The organism is Paraburkholderia silvatlantica (assembly GCF_003096715.1).
Taxonomy (GTDB): Bacteria; Pseudomonadota; Gammaproteobacteria; order Burkholderiales; family Burkholderiaceae; genus Paraburkholderia; species Paraburkholderia silvatlantica.
This window is the reverse complement of sequence record NZ_QEOL01000002.1, coordinates 246457-264128: the sequence shown is the minus strand read 5'-3', so window position 1 is coordinate 264128 and position 17672 is coordinate 246457. Positions and strand designations below refer to the sequence as shown.

Genomic DNA, 17672 nt, shown 5'->3' with positions numbered 1-17672 from the left:
CGCGCGCTTCAATGCGCCTCGCGCGGTTTGCCGTGCGCGGCCAGCACGCCGTGCGCATCGAGCGGCTGCACGACCTCGAGCTTGCTCGCGCCGAGGCGCGCGCACAGCGCTTCCAGGTCCACGTCAGCCGCGCGGCGCGCATCGTCTGCCGCGGCCAGCACCACCTGAATCTCCAGGCCCGTGCTCAGGTAGTGCAGCGTGACGGCTTCGACATGCACGTCATGCTCCGCCAGCGCGTTTCGCAGGCCTGCCGCTACGTCGTCGCGCGCAGGCAGGTTGGCCACGGAGCGCACGTGCATGTCGTCTTCGGGATCGACGTGAATCAGCGCGTCGAGCACGCGTGCATCGGTGAGCAGACGGGCGCGCGCCGTCTCCGCGATGTAGTGCCCTTCCGAAACCGAAATCAGCGGATCGACGAGGATGTGCGCATCCACGAGCGCGAGGTCGCCGGTCTTGCGCGTGCGCATCTCGTGCACATCGAGCACGCCCGGGGTGCCCATCAGCAGCGCGCGCAGGTCCGCGGCGGCGGCTTCGTCGAGCGCGCGGTCGGAGAGGTCCTGCAGCGCGTCCCAGCCGAATACCCAGCCCATGCGCGCGACCATGAAGCCGACAATCGCCGCTGCGATCGGATCGAGCAGCCGCACGCCCGCGAGGCTGCCCACGATGCCGATCGCCACGACGAGCGACGACGCCGCGTCCGAGCGCGCATGCCACGCATTGGCGATCAGCATGGCCGAACGCACGCGCTGCGCCTCGCGCAGCATGTAGCGAAAGAGCCCCTCCTTGGAAACCAGCACGAGGAGCGCGACGACCAGCGCGCTCACGTGCAGCGCCGGAATATCGCCGAGATTCATGATGCGCGTGCCGGCGCGCACCAGCATGCCGACGCCCACCGCAATCAATAATGCGCCGAGGAATAACGACGCGACCGTCTCATAACGGCTGTGGCCGTAGTTATGATCGGCGTCCGGCTTTGCGCCGCTATGCCGGTTGGCCAGCAGCACGACGAAGTCGGAAACGATATCGGCCAGTGAATGAACGCCGTCGGCGATCAAAGCCTGCGAATGCGCAAGCACGCCAATGACGATTTGCAGGACCACCAGCACGCTATTGACAGCAACGCTGACCCACGTCGTGCGGCGCGCGACCTCGTGTTTATCTGACAGCGGCGGGGAGGCGGAAGAAGTCATGTGCGGCGGGAGAGCAAATTAGGGAATAACCGCGATTGTAACGGCCATCTGCGTCGATTTTATGGATATCCCTAAAAATCTCTTTTAAATCAGATGCCTACAAGACCGGGAAGCATTCTCATTCACGCCGGCGATACTGCCGCTTGCAACCTGGTGCAGCGCGGAAAATCAAAAAGCCGCGCGTCCCAAGACTGCGCGGCTTCTTGTTTTCGAGAATCAGGCGATGCCCGGCCTGACTCGGCTGCTGCGTTCACTCATGCGCAGCGCGTTCAAACGCGCCGCCGACACGTTGATTTACTTCTGGATCAGAAAACGATCGCGGTCTTGACCGGCGATCCAGCGCGGCGGCTTGCCGCGGCCCGACCACGTGCTGCCGCTGTCGGGATCGCGGTATTTCGGCGCGACGCTCGCACGCGAACGGCTGGCGGCCTTCGCGGCTTTGGCGCTGCCGCGGCCGCCGCCGAGTTCTGCCAGGGTAATACCGTAGTCGGCCATTTTTTGCTTGATCTCGTCGAGGACTTCGGCATATTCGCGAGCCTTCGCCTCTTCAATCTGCTTTTCCAGCTTTTCTCGCTGAGCGAGAAGTTCCTTGTAGGAAGACATAGGTGCCCTTGTGGTTTGATCTTTAATGGCTACTGATCTCGCGCCAGTATGCCGATTGACAGATGCGTGCCTCGGAAATCGGTGGCGAGATTAACACAAAATTGAATGCCGGGATGCATGTAAGCAATAAAAATAATTAAAGCCAGATTTCAATCCACCACCTTCCCGCAAGGTGCTAACTCACTGTCATTTCGTGCAAATCAGCATTTTTACTAAATCCCGCTTTTGCCAGATAAATCCACATCTCATAATTAGCAGCGGATGAAAATTAAATACGTTGAAATAGGGCAAACATTTCATCGCATGACAACTTCGCGCCAGTCGACGGGGACAGAAATGGGCTGTTGCGAAGCGGCATGAGACCACACGCCATAGGCGACGGCGGATGACGCCCGCGTGGGCGGAAAAAACGTCATTGCGCATGGCGCTCGATGCAGTCTGCTAGCACCGCATGCAAGGATTGCAAATCAAGCTGCGGCGCATCGAAAACGAAGCGCGTGCGGGCGCCGTCGATCACGAGATCGGCGCCGTAGCGATCCACGCCTGCGAGTTCCAGTCCGGCACGGCGCGCGGGGTGCGTTTCGAAAAAGCGGATCAGCGTGGTTTCTTCGGTGGGCGCGAGCGGCGCCAGCGTGTCGAGGTCGGCGCCGTCCATCCAGCCCATCGCGCCAAAGCCGCCGATATAGCGCAGCCGCTCCACGTGCATGACCCAGAAGGTGAAGTCGCCGAGTGCGAGATAACGCCCGGCGTCCGGGTGATAGCGCACGTAGCGCCGCGCCAGCGCCTCGCTCGCCTCGTGGGCGGCCGCCTCGACCGGTTCGAAGCGGCCGAGCAGCGTGGCGCGCGGCGCGTTCAGCACGTCGGCGTCGCTGGCGTGCGCGACGAGAAAGCCCGCGCGCGGGTCGTCGAGCAGATTGCGCGTGTGCTCGGCCAGCCGGCTCACCAGGATCACCGGACGGTGCCTGGCGTCGGGCGCGAACGGCAGCAGCGTGGGGTACGGGAAGCCGCGCGGCTCGCGCGAGTGCGTGGCGAGCGTGGCGGTGGGCGCCTGGTGCAGCAGATGCAGCGGCGCGTGAGCGGGAATCTTCAAGGGTGCGTCCTCGCACGATGGATGCCCCGATATTAGAGCAGCTGGCTCGGCAAACGCGCTCCGACAGGCCAGGCGCACCTTCGTTAGAATCGTCGTTTGCTTTCAGGCGCCTTCCTCTCCCACCTTCTCTCTTCCAGCCGGAATTCCCGTGTCCGACCGACCGTCCGATCCCCCCCTCGCCGTTGCGAGCCCCGCCGCCCAGCATCGCGCGCTGCCCGCCGCCACGCGTCATCGCGCGCGGATCGCGACCATGGCGCTCTTTTTCATCGCCGGCATGATGTACGCGTCGTGGGGCGTGCACGTGCCCACCGTGCGCGACAAGTTCCATCTGAGCCCGGCGCTGCTTTCCTACGCGCTCTTCGCGGTCGCGGGCGGCTCGATCGCCGCGATGACGACCATCGGCGGCTGGATCGCGCGCGCGGGCTCGCGCCGCGCCTGCCTCACCGGCGGCCTGACGATGTCCGTGTGCGGCGCGCTGATCCTGGTTGTCCCTTATTACTGGATGCTGATCGTCGTGCTCGCCTTTTTCGGCGTGGGCATGGCCACGCTCGACGTCGCCATGAACGCCGAAGCGAGCGCCGTGGAAGAGGCCGTCGCCAAACCGATCATGTCGGGGCTGCACGGCATGTTCAGCCTGGGCGGCATGGCCGGCGCGGCGATCGGCGGCGCGCTGCTCGCGCGCGGCATGGCGCCGGCGCTGCATCTATTTCTCGCTTCGGCGCTGGCGGCGCTCGTGCTCTTCGTCTCGTGCCCGGCCGTCCTGCCGCATGTGCCTCACGCCACGCACGGCGAGCACGCGAAAACCGGCAACCGCTGGCGCACGCCCGCGCTCTGGGCGCTCGGCGCCATCGCGCTGATCGCCCTGATCGCCGAAGGCGCGATGTACGACTGGGCCACGGTCTACATGCGCGACGTGGTGCTCTCCACGCCCGCGCTCGCCAGCGCGGCCTACGCGGCGTTCTCCGGCGGCATGGCCGCGGCGCGCTTCGCCGGCGACGCCGTGCGCGCGCGCTTCGGCGCGCCGCAGCTCGTGATGGCGAGCGCCTCGCTCGCGTGCGCGGGCATGATCGGCGCGCTGCTGCTGCCGTTTCCGTTCACCGCGCTCACCGGTTTCACGCTGATGGGTCTGGGCCTTGCGAACATGATGCCGGTGCTGTTCGCGGCCGCCGCGCGCGTGAAGGGCATCCACGCGGCCGAAGGGCTCGCGCATGTGGCGGGCATCGCGTATTTCGGCTTGCTGTTCGGGCCGGTCGTGATCGGCGGGATTACCCAGGTGACCAACCTCACGGTCGGGCTGGCCGTCGTGGCGTTGTGCGCGGCGCTCGTGGCGTTTGCGGGGCCGAAGGTGTTGCGGCGGTTGGGGATCTGACAGCGCATCGCCTGGCGCGTCATGCGAAACCCCAAGCAAAAAAAGCCCGCGAGTCCGAAGACCCGCGGGCTTTTCCAATCGCGTGAGCGAAATCGCTAAACGCGATTTACATCTTCACGACGTCGAGCAGCGACTTCTTGCCCGACTTGTAGTTGTACAGCGAGATCACGCCGTGCTTGAGGTCGCCCTTCGAATCGAAGGTCGTCTCGCCAATCACGCCCTTGTAGTCCGTGCTCGGCATTTCGGCGAGGATCTTTGCCGGATCCGTCGAGTTCGCACGCTTCATTGCGTCGACGATGATGTACACAGCGTCATACGTGAACGGTGCGTAGATCTGGATCGGCTGGCCGAAGCGCTTCTCGAACTTGGCTTCGAATTCCTTGCCGCCCGGCATCTTTTCGAGCGCCATGCCCGCTTCCGAACACACGATGTTGTCGGTCGCGTCGCCGGCCAGGTCGGCCAGCTTGTCGGTACAGACGCCGTCGCCCGCGAGCACCTTCGCGCGCAGGCCAAGCTGCTTGGCTTGCTTGGCGAACGGGCCGCCGGTGGCGTCCATGCCGCCGTACATGATCGCGTCGGGGTTTTCGCCCTTGATCTTCGTCAGAATGGCGCGGAAGTCCACGGCCTTGTCGTTTGTCGCGTCATGCGACAGCACGTTCATGCCGAGCGACTTGGCGGTCTTCTCGAATTCGTTCGCGAGACCCTGGCCATAAGCCGTCGAGTCGTCGACCACGGCAACGGTCTTGACCTTCAGGGCCTTCGCCGCGTAGTTCGCGAGCGCCGGACCTTGCTGGGCGTCGGTCGCCACGACACGGTAGGTCGTCTTGAAGCCTTGCTGCGTATAGGCCGGGTTCGTGGCCGACGGCGAGATCTGCACGATGCCTGCATCGCTGTAGATCTTCGATGCCGGGATCGACGTGCCCGAGTTCAGATGGCCGACGACGGCAACGACCTTGTCGTCGACGAGCTTCTGCGCGACCTGGGTGGCCGTGCGCGGGTCAGCTGCGTCGTCTTGTGCGTCGAGCGCGAGCGTGACCTTCTGGCCGCCGATCACGAGGCCCTTCGCGTTGATCTCTTCGACTGCGAGACGTGCGCCGTTTTCGTTGTCTTTACCGAGGTGCGCAATCCCACCCGTAAGCGGCGCGACGTGGCCAATCTTGACCGTAACGTCTGCGCTCGCTGCCGTTGCGAACGACGCGAACATAATGGCCGCAGCGCTGATCGGCAACAGCTTGTGAACCTTGATAGTCATGTAAGTCTCCAGTTTCGAACCCAAAATCTACGTAATCGCCCAGTGCTCCCGCGCCCCGAACGTGTCGCTCCCCGTGCGGACGACCACGCAGGATGCATCCTTGATGCACCTGGCCAGCATGGCGAATGGCCCGTTCATGGCGGGCCGCCCATCCATACTTGCGCGCAAGTGTAGGTGATCAAATTAATTTGGGGGACTTTTTTCAGATATTGGTGCGAGTACCAATATGCGTACTGCAAGAACAGTTCGAAACCTTGATCAATCGACTGAAAGCGTTATGTAATGCGGCAGCCCGACTTTGGATCCAATGCCTGGGAGATTCTCTGAGGAGCCGCCGCGCGTATCGTTTTTGAGATTATTTGACGGGAGTTATTGGTGTGTTGGCGCATGCGTTCCGGGAATCCACCAGGGTGCGTTGCGACCATATGAAAATCCCTCGCCTTCGCGGTAACGTTTGCGAGGCCAGCGGCAGTCGGGCGCGCGTTTTTTTGCGCGTGCCCGTTCAAGTAAGCATTCGATTAATTTTGGATGCCGATGCGCGGCCGACGCCCATCTCGTGCGGCTACGTGCCTCACGACTCGTGACTGGGGTTGCCGCTGACGTTGCCAGGTAGTTTGCCGAGAAGCGTGCGCCATTCGGCATCGAGTGCTTCGACGATTTGCCTTGCGCCGAGACCTGCCTCGCGCCTGCGCGAAAGCGGTGCGCCCTGCCCCGACCACAGCGAAAGATAATCGCCGTCGTTCTCGCGCGCCGCGCGCTGGCGCAACGGCTGCGTGAGCGCGTTCTGCACGGGGTACGGCGCGACCGTTTCGGGCCGAGCCTCGAGTTGCTGCATGAGCGGATTGCGAATGCCGCGTGCGTGGCGCCCGGTGATCGCGCGCGTGACCGAGGTCGCGGTATCCGCCGACGCACGCAGCCGCGCCTTCCAGTCGGCGGGAATCGCACTTTCTTCGCAGCCTAGAAACGCGGTGCCCATCTGTACGCCTTGCGCACCCAGCGCGAGCGCCGCGACGATGCCGCGCCCGTCCATGATGCCGCCCGCCGCCAGCACCGGCAGGCCGCTTGCACCGCGCGCATCGACCGCACTGACTGCATCGACGAGTTGCGGCACCAGCGCCATCGTGCCAATGAGCGCGTGCGGCGCCTCGCCGATAAACGTGCCGCGGTGGCCACCCGCTTCGGCGCCTTGCGCGACGATCGCATCCGCGCCCGCTTCGCGCCACGCGAGGGCTTCGGCCACGTGCGTCGCCGTGCCCATCACAAAGCTGCCCGCCGCGTGCAGGCGGGCAACGTCGGCCTGGGGCAAAAGACCGAAGGTGAAGCTCACTACCGGCACGCGCAGCGCAATCACCACGTCGAGCTGCGTGCGAAAGTCGGGCGCGTAACGCGCGAGCGCAACGCCCGGCGGCAGGCCGAACTGCGCCGCCACCGGATCGATCGCTTCGAGCGCACGACGCACGGTGGCTTCGCCGGGATTCGCGGGGTCGAGCACGAACAGATTCACGCCGAAGGGCTTGTCCGTGAGCGCGCGAATCGCGGCGACTTCGCTCGCGATCTTCTCGGGCGCAAGCGCCGCCCCGGCGAGAAAGCCGAGCCCGCCCGCATTCGACACCGCCGCGACGAGAGCAGGCGTGGTCGGTCCGCCCGCCATCGGGCCCTGTACGAGCGGCAGGCGCAAACCGAATCGGCGGCTGAACGGGGTCGAAAGGTCGGGCGAAGCGTGCAGCGAGGGAGCAGAACTCATGAGGCGATCCTTGTATGGCTGAATGACCGAATGACCGATGACGATGCAAACCGCTACCGACTCTAGCCGGGGGCCGCCGGCCCGAAAAATGAATAATCGAGATCATTACGATCCGCTTGCGAGAATGACCGGCGCTGCAGAGGTTCAAGGGCCTATGGCAAACTGGCTCCCCGATTTCGCGATGCGCCACGGGCGGCTGCTGCGCGTCGCATGACTCATTGATGAAGACGGAGAAACAACATGAGCGTTTCGACCAGATGGATCGACATTCCCGCCGGCAATGACAGCTTCGGCGCGTACCTCGCGCTGCCCAAGGGCGGCAAGGGTCCGGGCATCGTCATCCTGCAGGAGATCTTTGGCGTGAACGGGCACATCCGCGACATCGTCGAGCAATACGCGCTCGACGGCTACGTGGCCATCGCCCCCGACGTGTTCTGGCGCGCGGCCCCGCGCGTCGAGCTCGACTACGTGGGCGCGGACCGCGATCGCGGCATCGCGCTGATGCAGAAAACGGACGTCAACCTCGTGGTCGAGGACATCGCCGCGACGGCGGCCGCGCTGCGCGCGCTGCCCGAGTGCACGGGCAAGGTCGCGGCGATCGGCTACTGCTTCGGCGGGCGTCTTGCCTACCTTGCGGCCGCCAGCGGCTCGGTGGATGCAGCCGTGTCCTACTACGGCGGCGGCATCCAGAATCAGCTCGATCTCGCCGACAAGGTCACCAGGCCGATTCTGTTCCACTACGCCGAACTCGATCACGGCATTCCGCTGTCGGCGGTGGGCCAGGTGAAGGAGCGCTTCGCGGGCCGCCCGAACGCCGAGTTCCACCTGTACCCGAACGCCGATCACGGCTTCAACTGCTCGGTACGCGCCTCGTACAACCAGCACGCTTCGGCGCTCGCGCACGGCCGCACGCTGAGCTTCCTCGCCGGGCATCTGTAATACCCTGGTCTGACGGGCGGCGGCGCTTGCTGCGTCGATGCCTCGCCGCCGCCCTTCTGTCGTTGCGTACGTCCCGATGCATCGATGCGCGCGCAACGACAAACCCGGCAAGCGCGCCGCCCGCTTACACTCCTTGCGTAGCCCGTATCGCTCAAGCCCGGCCCCAACCCGACGACGAGGAGTGTGCGCCTTGCAGTCCGACTATCTGGAATACGACGCCATCGGCCTCGCCGACCTCGTGCGCCGCCGCGAGGTGAGTGCGCGCGAGCTGCTCGACACCGCCATCGCCCGCGCGGAAGCCACCAATCCCGCGATCAACGCCATCGTCCTCAAGGACTATGAAGCGGCGCGCGAGCGCGCGCGGCGCATCGAGGCGTCCGGTAACGGCGTGAGCGCGCTTAGCGTCGGGCCGCTCGCGGGCGTGCCGTTTCTCGTCAAGGACCTCGGCGCTGCGGTAGCCGGGCTGCGCATGACGTTCGGCAGCCGCCATTACCGCCACTACATTCCCACCGCCGACGCGCCCGTGGTCGCGCGTTTTCGCGCCGCGGGCCTGAACATCTTCGGCAAGACGAGCGCCTCGGAACTCGGGCAGATGCCCTACACCGAACCCGAGCTGTTCGGCCCCTGCCGCAACCCGTGGAGCCTCGATCACACGCCCGGCGGCTCGAGCGGCGGCGCGGCCGCCTCGGTCGCAGCGGGCATCGTGCCGCTCGCGCACGCGTCCGACGGCGGCGGGTCGATCCGCATTCCGGCGTCGTGCTGCGGGCTCTTCGGCTTCAAGCCGTCGCGCGCGTTTCAGCCGGCGTCCGACGTGCCGCCGCCGCCCGGCGCGCTCGGCGTCGATCTCGCGGTGTCGCGCAGCGTGCGTGACAGCGCGCTCATGCTCGACCTGATCGCCGGCGACCCCGCGCTGCCTGCCGGCGCGCCCGGCACTTTCCTCGACGCCGCGCGCACGCCGCTCGACGGCTCGAGGCCGCTCGCCATCGCGCTGCTGACCGAGCCGATGTTCGCGGACACGCTCTCGCCCGAAGTGCGCGGCGCGCTCGACGATGCCGCCGAACTGCTCACCTCGCTCGGCCATCGCGTGGAGCCGTATTCGCTGCCCGTGGATTACGCGCAGGCGCGCGAGGCGTTCCTGATGCTGTGGTCGGTGGTGGCCGAACAGTACGTGCTGCACGCCGACGACATCACGGGCACGAAGCCGCGCCGCCGGGAGTTCGAGATCGCAACGTGGGCCATGGCGCACATCGGCCAGAAGCTCGGCGAGCGCGAGTTGCCCGCGGCGCTCGACGTGCAGCAGCGCGTCACGGCGCAGCTCGCCGGCCTCATGAAGCGCTACGACGTGCTCCTGTGCCCGACGCTCGCGGCGCCGCCGGTGAAGATCGGCGAACTGAAGCCGAACCAGAGCGAGCGCATCCAGATGCGCGCGGTCACGGCCATGCCGGTGGAAGTGCTGATGAGAAAGCTGCTGACCGAGGCCTCGAATAAGGCGTTCGCGTGGGCGGGCTGCACGGAGCTTTTCAACCTGACGGGCCAGCCGTCGATGTCGGTGCCGCTTGCGTGGAATGCGCGTGGGCTGCCGATCGGCATTCAGTTCGCCGCACGCGAGGGCAACGACGCGTTGTTGCTGCGCCTCGCGGCGCAACTGGAGGCGGCGCGCCCGTGGTTCAACCGGCGGCCGCCGTTGCTGCAGGCGCGGCTCTAGCGCGCCTGCGCCGTTTCATCACGCCTTCTTGTTATAGGCGCTGCACCAGCCCTTGCCCGCGACCTGCTTGCCGCCGAACATCGGGCACGGCGCGAACGCGTCGGTGGCCTTGCCCTGGTAGAACGTGCAGTTGCTGCAATCCTGGCCGGCGGCGTACTTCGCGAACCTGGCCTTGTCGACCTTGGTCGCGTCGAGCTTGTAGCCGAGCGCCTGGGCGGTGGGATCGGATTCGGCAGCCTTGGGCGCGTCGGCGAAGGCCTGGCGCGAAAGCGCGAGCGTCGAAGCGACGCCGATGCTCGTGATCAGAAAGCTGCGGCGGGACGATTTCATATGACTCACTCCGGTATTGTGGCAATTCGTTCCGAGCCGCTCTGGTGGCGGCGTCGCGAAGAAGCTTAACAACGATGCAGGCCCAGGTGGCGCTGCAATGCCGGAGATAAGTGAGCGGCATGATGCCGCCCAGCGGAACAAGGGCGCAAGACTGGCGCAAGCGCGGGTCAATCGAACGAAGCCATCTCGCACACGCGCTGCGCGATCGCAAGCGAAGCCGTGAGCCCCGGCGACTCGATGCCGAACAGGTTCACGAGGCCGCGCACGCCGTGCGACGCCGCGCCCTGGATCATGAAGTCGGCGGCGGGTTCGCCCGGCCCGGAGAGCTTCGGGCGGATGCCCGCGTAGGCCGGCTGCAGTGCGCCGTCGGGCAGCGCGGGCCAGTAGGTGCGGATCTGGGCGTAGAAGGAATCGGCGCGGCGGGGATCGACGTCGTAATCGAGCGCATCGATCCACTCCACGTCGGGACCGAAGCGCGCCTGGCCGCCCAGATCGAGCGTGAGATGCACGCCGAGGCCCGCGTCGTTGGGCATCGGGTAGATGAGACGGGAGAACGGCACGCGACCCGAGACGCTGAAGTAATTGCCGCGCGCCAGATAGAACGGCGGCACGTGGCGCGCGTCGAGCCCGCGAATGCGTTTGGCGAGCTTCGTCGCGTACAGGCCTGCGCTATTGACGACGCACGCGGCACGGATGTCGATCGGCGCATCGCCGCCCGTTCGCACCGTGAAGCCGCTGCCCAGCGCATCGATCGACTCGACCGGCGACTTCAGCGCGATCACGGCGCCGTCGCGCTCGGCGTCGCCTTGCAGCGCGAGCATGAGCTGATGGCTGTCGACGATGCCGGTTTGCGGCGAGTACACGGCCGCGACGCATTCGAGCGCCGGTTCGAGCGCGAGCGCCTCGCTGCCGCTGATACGCGTGAGGTCGAACACGCCGTTTTCCTTGCCGCGCGCGCGAATCGCCTCGAGTTGCGGAATCTGGTTCGCCGCCGTGGCGACGAGCAATTTGCCGCAGCGCGCGTGCGTGACGTTGCGCGACGCGCAGTACTCGTAGAGCATTTCTCGCCCGCGCACGCACAAGGTGGCCTTGAGCGAGCCGCGCGGGTAGTAGAGCCCGGCGTGAATGACCTCGCTGTTGCGCGAACTGGTGCTGGTGCCGATGGCCTCGGCGGCTTCGAGCACGATCACCTCGCGCCCGCGCGCGGCAAGTGCACGCGCCACGGCGAGGCCGACCACGCCCGCGCCGATCACCACGCATTCGATCTGGTCCATGTCCCTGCGTCCCGCCTTCGCAGCGCCGCCAGGCAAGCCAGCCGCACCGCGATCCTCTCTGCCATGGGGGCGGCCGCGCGAGGCGCGCCGCCGCATGACAAAAATTGTACGCCGCCCGGCAGGGAGGCTACGCCAGACTCTCGCAAGGAAAGAGCGGAAAGGAACAGAGCAGGGAGCAGCGCTGTTGCCGCAGATCCGCCGAAGCGTCAGTTGGCGACGTTGCGAGCGCGGAAGAAACTCCCGGCCTGCTCGCGAGGCGCGGTATAGCCGCCCATCGCGTATTGCTGCGGATAAGCCGGCGAATTCGGGTCCAGACTCAGTTCGCCGTGAGCACGGGCGCTGGCCAGTTCGGCCCTCACTTCGGCGCGCGTCTTCGGGCCGTTCGTGGCGACCGCCGCGACAGGCAGCGATTGAACCGCCGGGGTAGTCGCATCGGCGCCGGCGAATGCGGGCGCGGTAACGAGGGCGGTGGCGGCGCTGACCAGCAGCGCGGCAAACGTAGCGGACTTCTTCATGGCGATGCTCCTTCGAGGGGATGCCCAGCAAGCTTCGCAATCCATGCTGGCCGGCCGGCGGAATCCCGGACAACGTGCTGGACACGTCGAAGCCAGTGTAAACACGGGCTATCGAAAAACCATCCCGATAAGCAACAAGTCAGCGTTGCAGTCAGAACAACAATCTCCTTCATATCACCCTAGGTGATTTATGTCTGTTGCACTTCAATAACCAATCACACAGCGCACGACGGTTGAAGCGCGCCTGCCGCGTCCCCATCTCTAATGAGCCGCTGCGGTCCGGCGTTTGCGAACCCGGTATAGGATCGATGGTCAGAACGTATCCGCCCCGCCGTAGCGTTGCCGACACTGTCGCCTCGCGCGGCGCCGTGCACGGAGCCACCCATATGAAGTTGTGGAAACATTGTCTTGCCCTGATGCTGTCCGCCGCCCTCGCGGGAACGAGTGCGTGCGCGCTGGCGCAAGCAACGGGGCAGCCGGCGTATGCGCAGGCTGCGGAACCGCCCATCCTGCCGGGCACGCAAGCGCCGGCGCAGCCTTCGCCACCTCCGCCTCCCTCGCCTCCGACCTCACGCGCCGTGACGCCCCCGCCGCCGCCCGCGGCCCCCGCCGCGGCCGCCGTGGCGCCCGCGACGGCGCCTGTCACGCAAGGCGCCGTGCAGTGGGAATTGCAGGTGATGCGCGACGGCCAGCAAATCGACGCGTTCAACGGCACGACCTCGATCGGCCAGGCGCACACCGACACGCATCACAAGGTCGTCTCGCACAACGTGGGCTGCAAGGATCAGCCGGCAGGCAGCATCGATCTGTCGCGCACGATCACCGTTTCTCCGCTGCAGGTGCGCGCGAACCTAGTCGTTCTGTCGATCGACGCGCAGGAAACGCTCGAAAACGACGCCGCGCCGACTACGCCCGAAGGGTGCCGGCTGCCGCCGCAGCCGCGCCAGGTGAACGCGAGCCATCCGGGCCTGATCGTGCCCGACGGGCAGTGGGTGACCTGGCAGATCGTCGACCAGAACCCCTCGCTTGCGTATCGGGTGCGCGCCACGCTGGCGCCGCCGTCCGCACAGTGACCGCGCCTCATGCATAACCCGGCGTGACCCAATCCGTCAGATAAAAACGCATGCGAAATCCCGAACAACCGCTCATCGACACCTCTCTGAGCAAAGACTTCGTCGCCGTGAGCTGGAATCTGCACAAGGGCCGCTCGCCACTGGGCTTCGAGGCCTGGGAGGCGATGCGGCGCTGGGTGCAGTCCACTCATGCCGACGCCTGGTTTCTCCAGGAAGCGATGGCCCGCCGCTTGCCGCAACCGGTGCTCGCCTCGGCCTTCGGCGCGCAGCTGGGCGACCCGCTCGACGACGTCTGGCACTGCCAGGCCACCGAAATCGCCACCGCGCTCGAATTGCAGATCGCCCTCGGGCCCAACGTGTTCAAGCCTTCATGGCGGCACGGCAACGCGATTCTCTCGCCGCATCCGCTCGATCTGGGCGGACGCTGGGACATCTCCGCGCACCGCTTCGAACGGCGCGGGCTGCTCGTTGCGCGCGCAAGCGTAGCCGGGCAGTCCGTCACGCTGCTGTGCGCGCACCTCGCGCTCACGCGCAGCGCGCGGCTACGGCAGATGAACTGGATCGCGCACTGGATCGTGAAGGAAGCGCCCCGGGGGCCGCTCGTGCTGGCGGGCGACTTCAACGACTGGCGCAACGACTCCGTGCCGCTCTTTGCGGAGCATGGGCTGCAGGAAGTCGCGACACTGCTCGGCGAGCCGGCGCGCACCTTTCCGGCCTTCTCGCCGGCGCTCGCGCTCGACAAGATGTTCGTACGGGGCCTCAAGCCCGTCGAGCTGATCCAGCCCGCGCAAGAGACCGCCTGGCTCTCCGATCACCTGCCGTACATGGCGCGCCTGCGGCTCGAAGACTGACGCGCCGGGCGGCGGCGCACGGCTCACCCGAAGCATCCGTGCCTCATGCACCTCATGCACCTCGCGCGGCGCGGCGCACCGCCGCACCACCGTTGCAGCGTCGAAAATGGCGTCATTACGCATGCATCGGCGCCTAAACGCCGCGGCGAAACTGCCCCGCCAGCAGGGTCAATGCTGCGGACTGTCAGACCTTCCGGTATCATTTAGCCGAAAATTCGCACGCGCCGATCACGCTTTCGCGGTCTGGCGCGTGTCGCCAGCGGCAGGAGATCCCGCTCTCGCGGGTCCTGGCAAGGTCCGCTCCGGCCCGCGAGGCCGGGCGAAGTTAACCCGCCGCCCCCTTTTGCCGTCGCTGGCAGCCTCCCGCCGAAGCGTGTTGCGCCCATGCGCGGATGCCAGCACACCGCCGCAGCGAGCCATGTTCCCTTGCCGTGCAAGGGGACCCAACCCGGTCCAGGCAGTTCGACAAGCAGGACCGACCGGGTCCTTGTGGCCCGAGCGCGGTAAAATGGCGAATTGCGCCTCGTTCGCAGCGGGGCGATCTGGCTAAGCAACAGGGAAAAGACAAGGAAAACCGCAGGGACTTGCCTGCCGTGGCGTAAAGCCTGGCCGCCGGGTCCCGGGCATATCGTCAAAGCTACGCTGTACTGGACAGCAGGCCGGCAGGATCGCCGCAGTCAGGCGGCGCTTGTTTCGCACTTCAGGAACCATGAGCAAATTCACCGAAGAAACCGTTCTGAGCGTCCATCACTGGACCGACACGCTTTTCAGCTTTACCTGCACGCGCGACCAGGCCCTGCGTTTCGACAACGGCCAGTTCACCATGGTCGGCCTCGAAGTGGATGGCAAGCCGCTGATGCGCGCGTACTCGCTCGCGAGCGCGAACTACGAAGAGCATCTGGAGTTTCTCAGCATCAAGGTGCCGGACGGTCCGCTCACGTCGCGCCTGCAGCACCTGAAGATCGGCGACAAGGTGCTGATCGGCAAGAAGCCCGTCGGCACGCTGGTGGCCGACAACCTGCTGCCCGGCAAGGTGCTGTGGCTGCTCTCGACCGGCACGGGCCTCGCCCCGTTCATGTCGATCATCAAGGACCCGGACATCTACGACCGCTTCGACAAGATCGTGCTCACGCACACCTGCCGTTTCGTCGACGAACTTGCGTACAAGGACTTCATCACCGAAGAACTGCGCGAGCATGAATACCTCGGCGAAATCGTGCGCGAGAAGCTGGTGTACTACCCGACCGTCACGCGCGAAGTGTTCGACAACCGCGGCCGTATCACCGAGCTGATCGACACGAAGAAGCTGTTCGAAGACCTCGATCTGCCGCCGTTCTCGCCCGAGCGCGACCGCATCATGCTCTGCGGCAGCACGCACATGCTGCGCGACACCGTCGAGCTGCTCGAAAAGGCGGGCCTCACGGAAGGCAGCAACAACCAGCCGGGTCACTACGTGGTGGAAAAGGCGTTCGTCGGTTAGGCGCCCGCGCCAGGTCGCTCGCGACCCGAAGAACCGGAGCTCCGCGCTCCGGTTTTTTTTCGCCTGCGTATTTTTATTTGGCCCTTTATTTTGTCGCGAGCTTGCCCATGACGCCGTTACAGTTGTCACACAAATGCGATACCTTTCCTGTCAGTATTTTTCCTACATGACAAAGCCCCGCGACCTCATGCTGCACCTGAAGTTTGGCCGCTAACCCTTGTCCAGCCTGAAGTTTTTATTTTTTTGAGATATTATCGCAGCGCAACATTGGACACACTGAAACGTGTCCAGGGGCACAGCCAGGTTGTTACGGTTTGTAAATTTCGTTACGCTGCGCCGTGCTGTTCGCCGTCACGTCGGTGAGGCCAAATCCTGACGGACGTCTGACAGCAGGAACCGGTTCCTGAACGGGGGAATGATGGATACGTCGAGATACGCCGCGCCGAACGCGCGCACGCCAGCCGGCGATGCGCCGCGCGCCGCTCATGGCGTCGACGGCCTCGCTTTCCTCGCGTGGTCCGCCGCCGCCGACGAGGCGGCCACGGTGGCTGCGCTCGAAAATCTCGAGCGCGCGCATCGGCAGATTGCCGCGCCGGCGCGCGGCGCACGCCGGCGCGCGAGCCGGGCGCTTGCCCACGGCAGCGCCGCCCAATCCATTCACGCCGACGAAGCCGTCCGCCACCAGCTCGCCCGCGATTTGCACGACAGCGTGGGCGCGGAACTCGCCGCCACGCACTTCGCGCTCGCCAACGTCCACACCTGGCTGCCCGCCAACGCCCCGCCGCAGTGCGCCGAGGCGCTCGCGCTCGTCGCCCGCTCGCTCGAAGCCGCCACCGGCGCGATGCGCCACGTGCTGGACGGCCTGCACGCGCCGCATCTCGATGCGGGCCTCGCTCCCGCGCTCTCGAACTGGGTGTGCGGCTTCGCGGCGCGCACCGGTCTCGCCGCCCGCGTAGCCGGCGCGAGCGATGACGCGCGCCTCGCCCGCCTGCCCGCCGAGGCCGCGCTCGCGGTGTTCCGCGTCGCCCAGGAAGCGCTCGCCAACGTGGCGCGCCACGCGCAGGCCACATGCGCCGAGGTGCGGCTCGAAAGCACGACGCGCCACCTCACGCTCACCATCGCCGACGACGGCATCGGCCTCGCGCACAGCGCAAGCCGCACGCGCCGCAGCCCGGCGAGCGCTCACGGCGCTGACGACGCAGCAAGGCGCGAGAGCTGCTACTCCGGCCACTACGGCCTCGCCGGCATGCGCGAGCGCTGCGCCGCCTTCGGCGGCTCGCTGCGCGCCGTCAAGGGCGGCATCGCGCGCACGCATCACGACGACGCACAGCAGGAAGCCGCCCCGTGCGGCACGACCGTGCGCGCACGCTTCGCGTGGGACGCGCTGCTCGCCGGCTCCCATTGCGCCTCGCCCCTCCTCATCAAAGAAGGCGCCCGCTCATGACCCATCGCATCCTGCTCGTCGACGATCATGCCGTCGTGCGCCAGGGCGTTCGCCAGCTGTTGCTCGACCGTGGCGTTGCCGCCGAGGTGATCGAGGCGCAAACGGGCGCCGAGGCGCTCGCCGCGATCGCGAAGCATGTGTGCGACGTGGTCCTGCTCGACATTTCGCTGCCGGACATGAACGGCGTGGAGGTACTCAAGCGTGCGAAGAAAAAGGCGCCGCGCGTGCCGGTGCTGATGTTCTCGATGTACCGCGAGGATCAATACGCGGTGCGCGCGCTGAAGGCGGGCGCGGCCGGCTATCTCTCGAAGACGGTGGACGCCGCGCAGATGATCGCCGCGATCCAGCAGGTTGCCGCGGGCCGCAAGTACGTGAGCCCGGCCATGGCCGAAGCGCTCGCCGACTACGTGCTGGTGGACGGCGAACAGCTGCCCCACGAGAAGCTCTCCGACCGCGAATACCAGACGCTGTGCATGCTTGCCTCGGGCAAGCGTCTCACCGACATCGCGCACACGCTCTCGCTTTCAGTGAAGACGGTGAGCGTCTACCGCACGCGCCTGCTCGAAAAGATGAAGCTCACCAACAACGCCGAGCTGACCTTCTATGTGATGAGCAACCGGCTCGTCGACCTTTCGCCCACGGTCAGCGCCTGAGACTGCGGCGCCCCTGCGGCATCAAGGCGGCCTTCTCGCCACAACCCGTTGATCCGGAAATGAATTGCGCCGTTTGCGCGGGTCCCGGCAAGGATCGCGCTCGGGCGCGCCGGATTGCGGCGGAATCGTCCGCGTCACACGAGCGTTTCCGCCCCTGATC

At 66.2% G+C, this 17672-nt stretch carries 16 protein-coding genes; 8 read left to right on the top strand and 8 right to left on the bottom strand.

Features of this window, described 5'->3' with window-relative positions; genetic code table 11:
* Window positions 1-8: 8 nt before the first annotated feature.
* The 3 genes from C7411_RS03465 to C7411_RS03455 form a co-directional block, all read right to left on the bottom strand.
* Window positions 9-1190: a cation diffusion facilitator family transporter gene (locus C7411_RS03465; protein ID WP_110383118.1), complete on the bottom strand. Its 1182-nt coding sequence runs from the start codon at window positions 1188-1190 to the stop codon at window positions 9-11.
* Window positions 1191-1484: 294 nt separating this feature from the next.
* Window positions 1485-1793, bottom strand: a complete 309-nt coding sequence (locus C7411_RS03460) for an H-NS histone family protein (RefSeq protein ID WP_110383119.1) — start codon at window positions 1791-1793, stop codon at window positions 1485-1487.
* A gap of 412 nt (window positions 1794-2205) precedes the next feature.
* Entirely contained in the window at window positions 2206-2883 is a 678-nt protein-coding gene (locus C7411_RS03455) for a HugZ family pyridoxamine 5'-phosphate oxidase (RefSeq protein WP_110383120.1), read from the bottom strand.
* A gap of 148 nt (window positions 2884-3031) precedes the next feature.
* Between C7411_RS03455 and C7411_RS03450 the strand changes: the two genes are divergently transcribed.
* Window positions 3032-4252 (top strand): MFS transporter, encoded by a 1221-nt coding sequence (locus tag C7411_RS03450; RefSeq protein WP_110383121.1) that lies wholly within the window; start codon window positions 3032-3034, stop codon window positions 4250-4252.
* A 106-nt stretch (window positions 4253-4358) separates the two neighbouring features.
* On the opposite strand, the gene C7411_RS03445 is transcribed toward C7411_RS03450, so the two are convergent.
* Together C7411_RS03445 and C7411_RS03440 are read right to left on the bottom strand one after the other, a co-directional pair.
* Entirely contained in the window at window positions 4359-5504 is a 1146-nt protein-coding gene (locus C7411_RS03445) for a branched-chain amino acid ABC transporter substrate-binding protein (RefSeq protein WP_110383122.1), read from the bottom strand.
* Window positions 5505-6075: 571 nt separating this feature from the next.
* Entirely contained in the window at window positions 6076-7248 is a 1173-nt protein-coding gene (locus tag C7411_RS03440) for an NAD(P)H-dependent flavin oxidoreductase (protein WP_110383123.1), read from the bottom strand.
* Between the two features lie 240 nt (window positions 7249-7488).
* On the opposite strand from C7411_RS03440, the gene C7411_RS03435 reads away from it, so the two are divergent.
* A complete protein-coding gene (locus C7411_RS03435; protein ID WP_110383124.1) occupies window positions 7489-8187 on the top strand; it encodes a dienelactone hydrolase family protein in 699 nt (232 codons plus the stop codon).
* A 190-nt stretch (window positions 8188-8377) separates the two neighbouring features.
* On the top strand, window positions 8378-9892 hold the full coding sequence (locus C7411_RS03430; RefSeq protein WP_181431303.1) for an amidase: 1515 nt from the start codon (window positions 8378-8380) through the stop codon (window positions 9890-9892).
* An 18-nt stretch (window positions 9893-9910) separates the two neighbouring features.
* On the opposite strand, the gene C7411_RS03425 is transcribed toward C7411_RS03430, so the two are convergent.
* The 3 genes from C7411_RS03425 to C7411_RS03415 all read right to left on the bottom strand — a co-directional run bounded on the left by C7411_RS03425 (window position 9911) and on the right by C7411_RS03415 (window position 12011).
* Complete coding sequence (locus tag C7411_RS03425; protein WP_042265518.1) at window positions 9911-10222, bottom strand: high-potential iron-sulfur protein; 312 nt, start codon at window positions 10220-10222, stop codon at window positions 9911-9913.
* Window positions 10223-10389: 167 nt separating this feature from the next.
* On the bottom strand, window positions 10390-11496 hold the full coding sequence (locus tag C7411_RS03420) for an NAD(P)/FAD-dependent oxidoreductase (protein ID WP_110383126.1): 1107 nt from the start codon (window positions 11494-11496) through the stop codon (window positions 10390-10392).
* A gap of 206 nt (window positions 11497-11702) precedes the next feature.
* Window positions 11703-12011 (bottom strand): DUF4148 domain-containing protein, encoded by a 309-nt coding sequence (locus C7411_RS03415; protein WP_110383127.1) that lies wholly within the window; start codon window positions 12009-12011, stop codon window positions 11703-11705.
* Window positions 12012-12631: 620 nt separating this feature from the next.
* On the opposite strand from C7411_RS03415, the gene C7411_RS03410 reads away from it, so the two are divergent.
* From C7411_RS03410 to rqpR, 5 genes are all read left to right on the top strand, one after another.
* A complete protein-coding gene (locus C7411_RS03410; protein ID WP_373682564.1) occupies window positions 12632-13084 on the top strand; it encodes a hypothetical protein in 453 nt (150 codons plus the stop codon).
* A gap of 50 nt (window positions 13085-13134) precedes the next feature.
* Complete coding sequence (locus C7411_RS03405; RefSeq protein WP_110383128.1) at window positions 13135-13935, top strand: endonuclease/exonuclease/phosphatase family protein; 801 nt, start codon at window positions 13135-13137, stop codon at window positions 13933-13935.
* A gap of 709 nt (window positions 13936-14644) precedes the next feature.
* Window positions 14645-15415 carry a ferredoxin--NADP reductase gene (locus tag C7411_RS03400; protein ID WP_042265508.1) on the top strand — a complete coding sequence of 257 codons (771 nt, stop codon included), beginning with the start codon at window positions 14645-14647 and terminating at the stop codon, window positions 15413-15415.
* Window positions 15416-15833: 418 nt separating this feature from the next.
* Entirely contained in the window at window positions 15834-16859 is a 1026-nt protein-coding gene (locus C7411_RS03395) for a sensor histidine kinase (protein WP_110383310.1), read from the top strand.
* Window positions 16856-17512 (top strand): response regulator transcription factor RqpR, encoded by a 657-nt coding sequence (gene rqpR, locus C7411_RS03390; protein WP_110383129.1) that lies wholly within the window; start codon window positions 16856-16858, stop codon window positions 17510-17512. The genes C7411_RS03395 and rqpR overlap by 4 nt, the downstream gene beginning before the upstream one ends.
* Window positions 17513-17672: the final 160 nt, after the last annotated feature.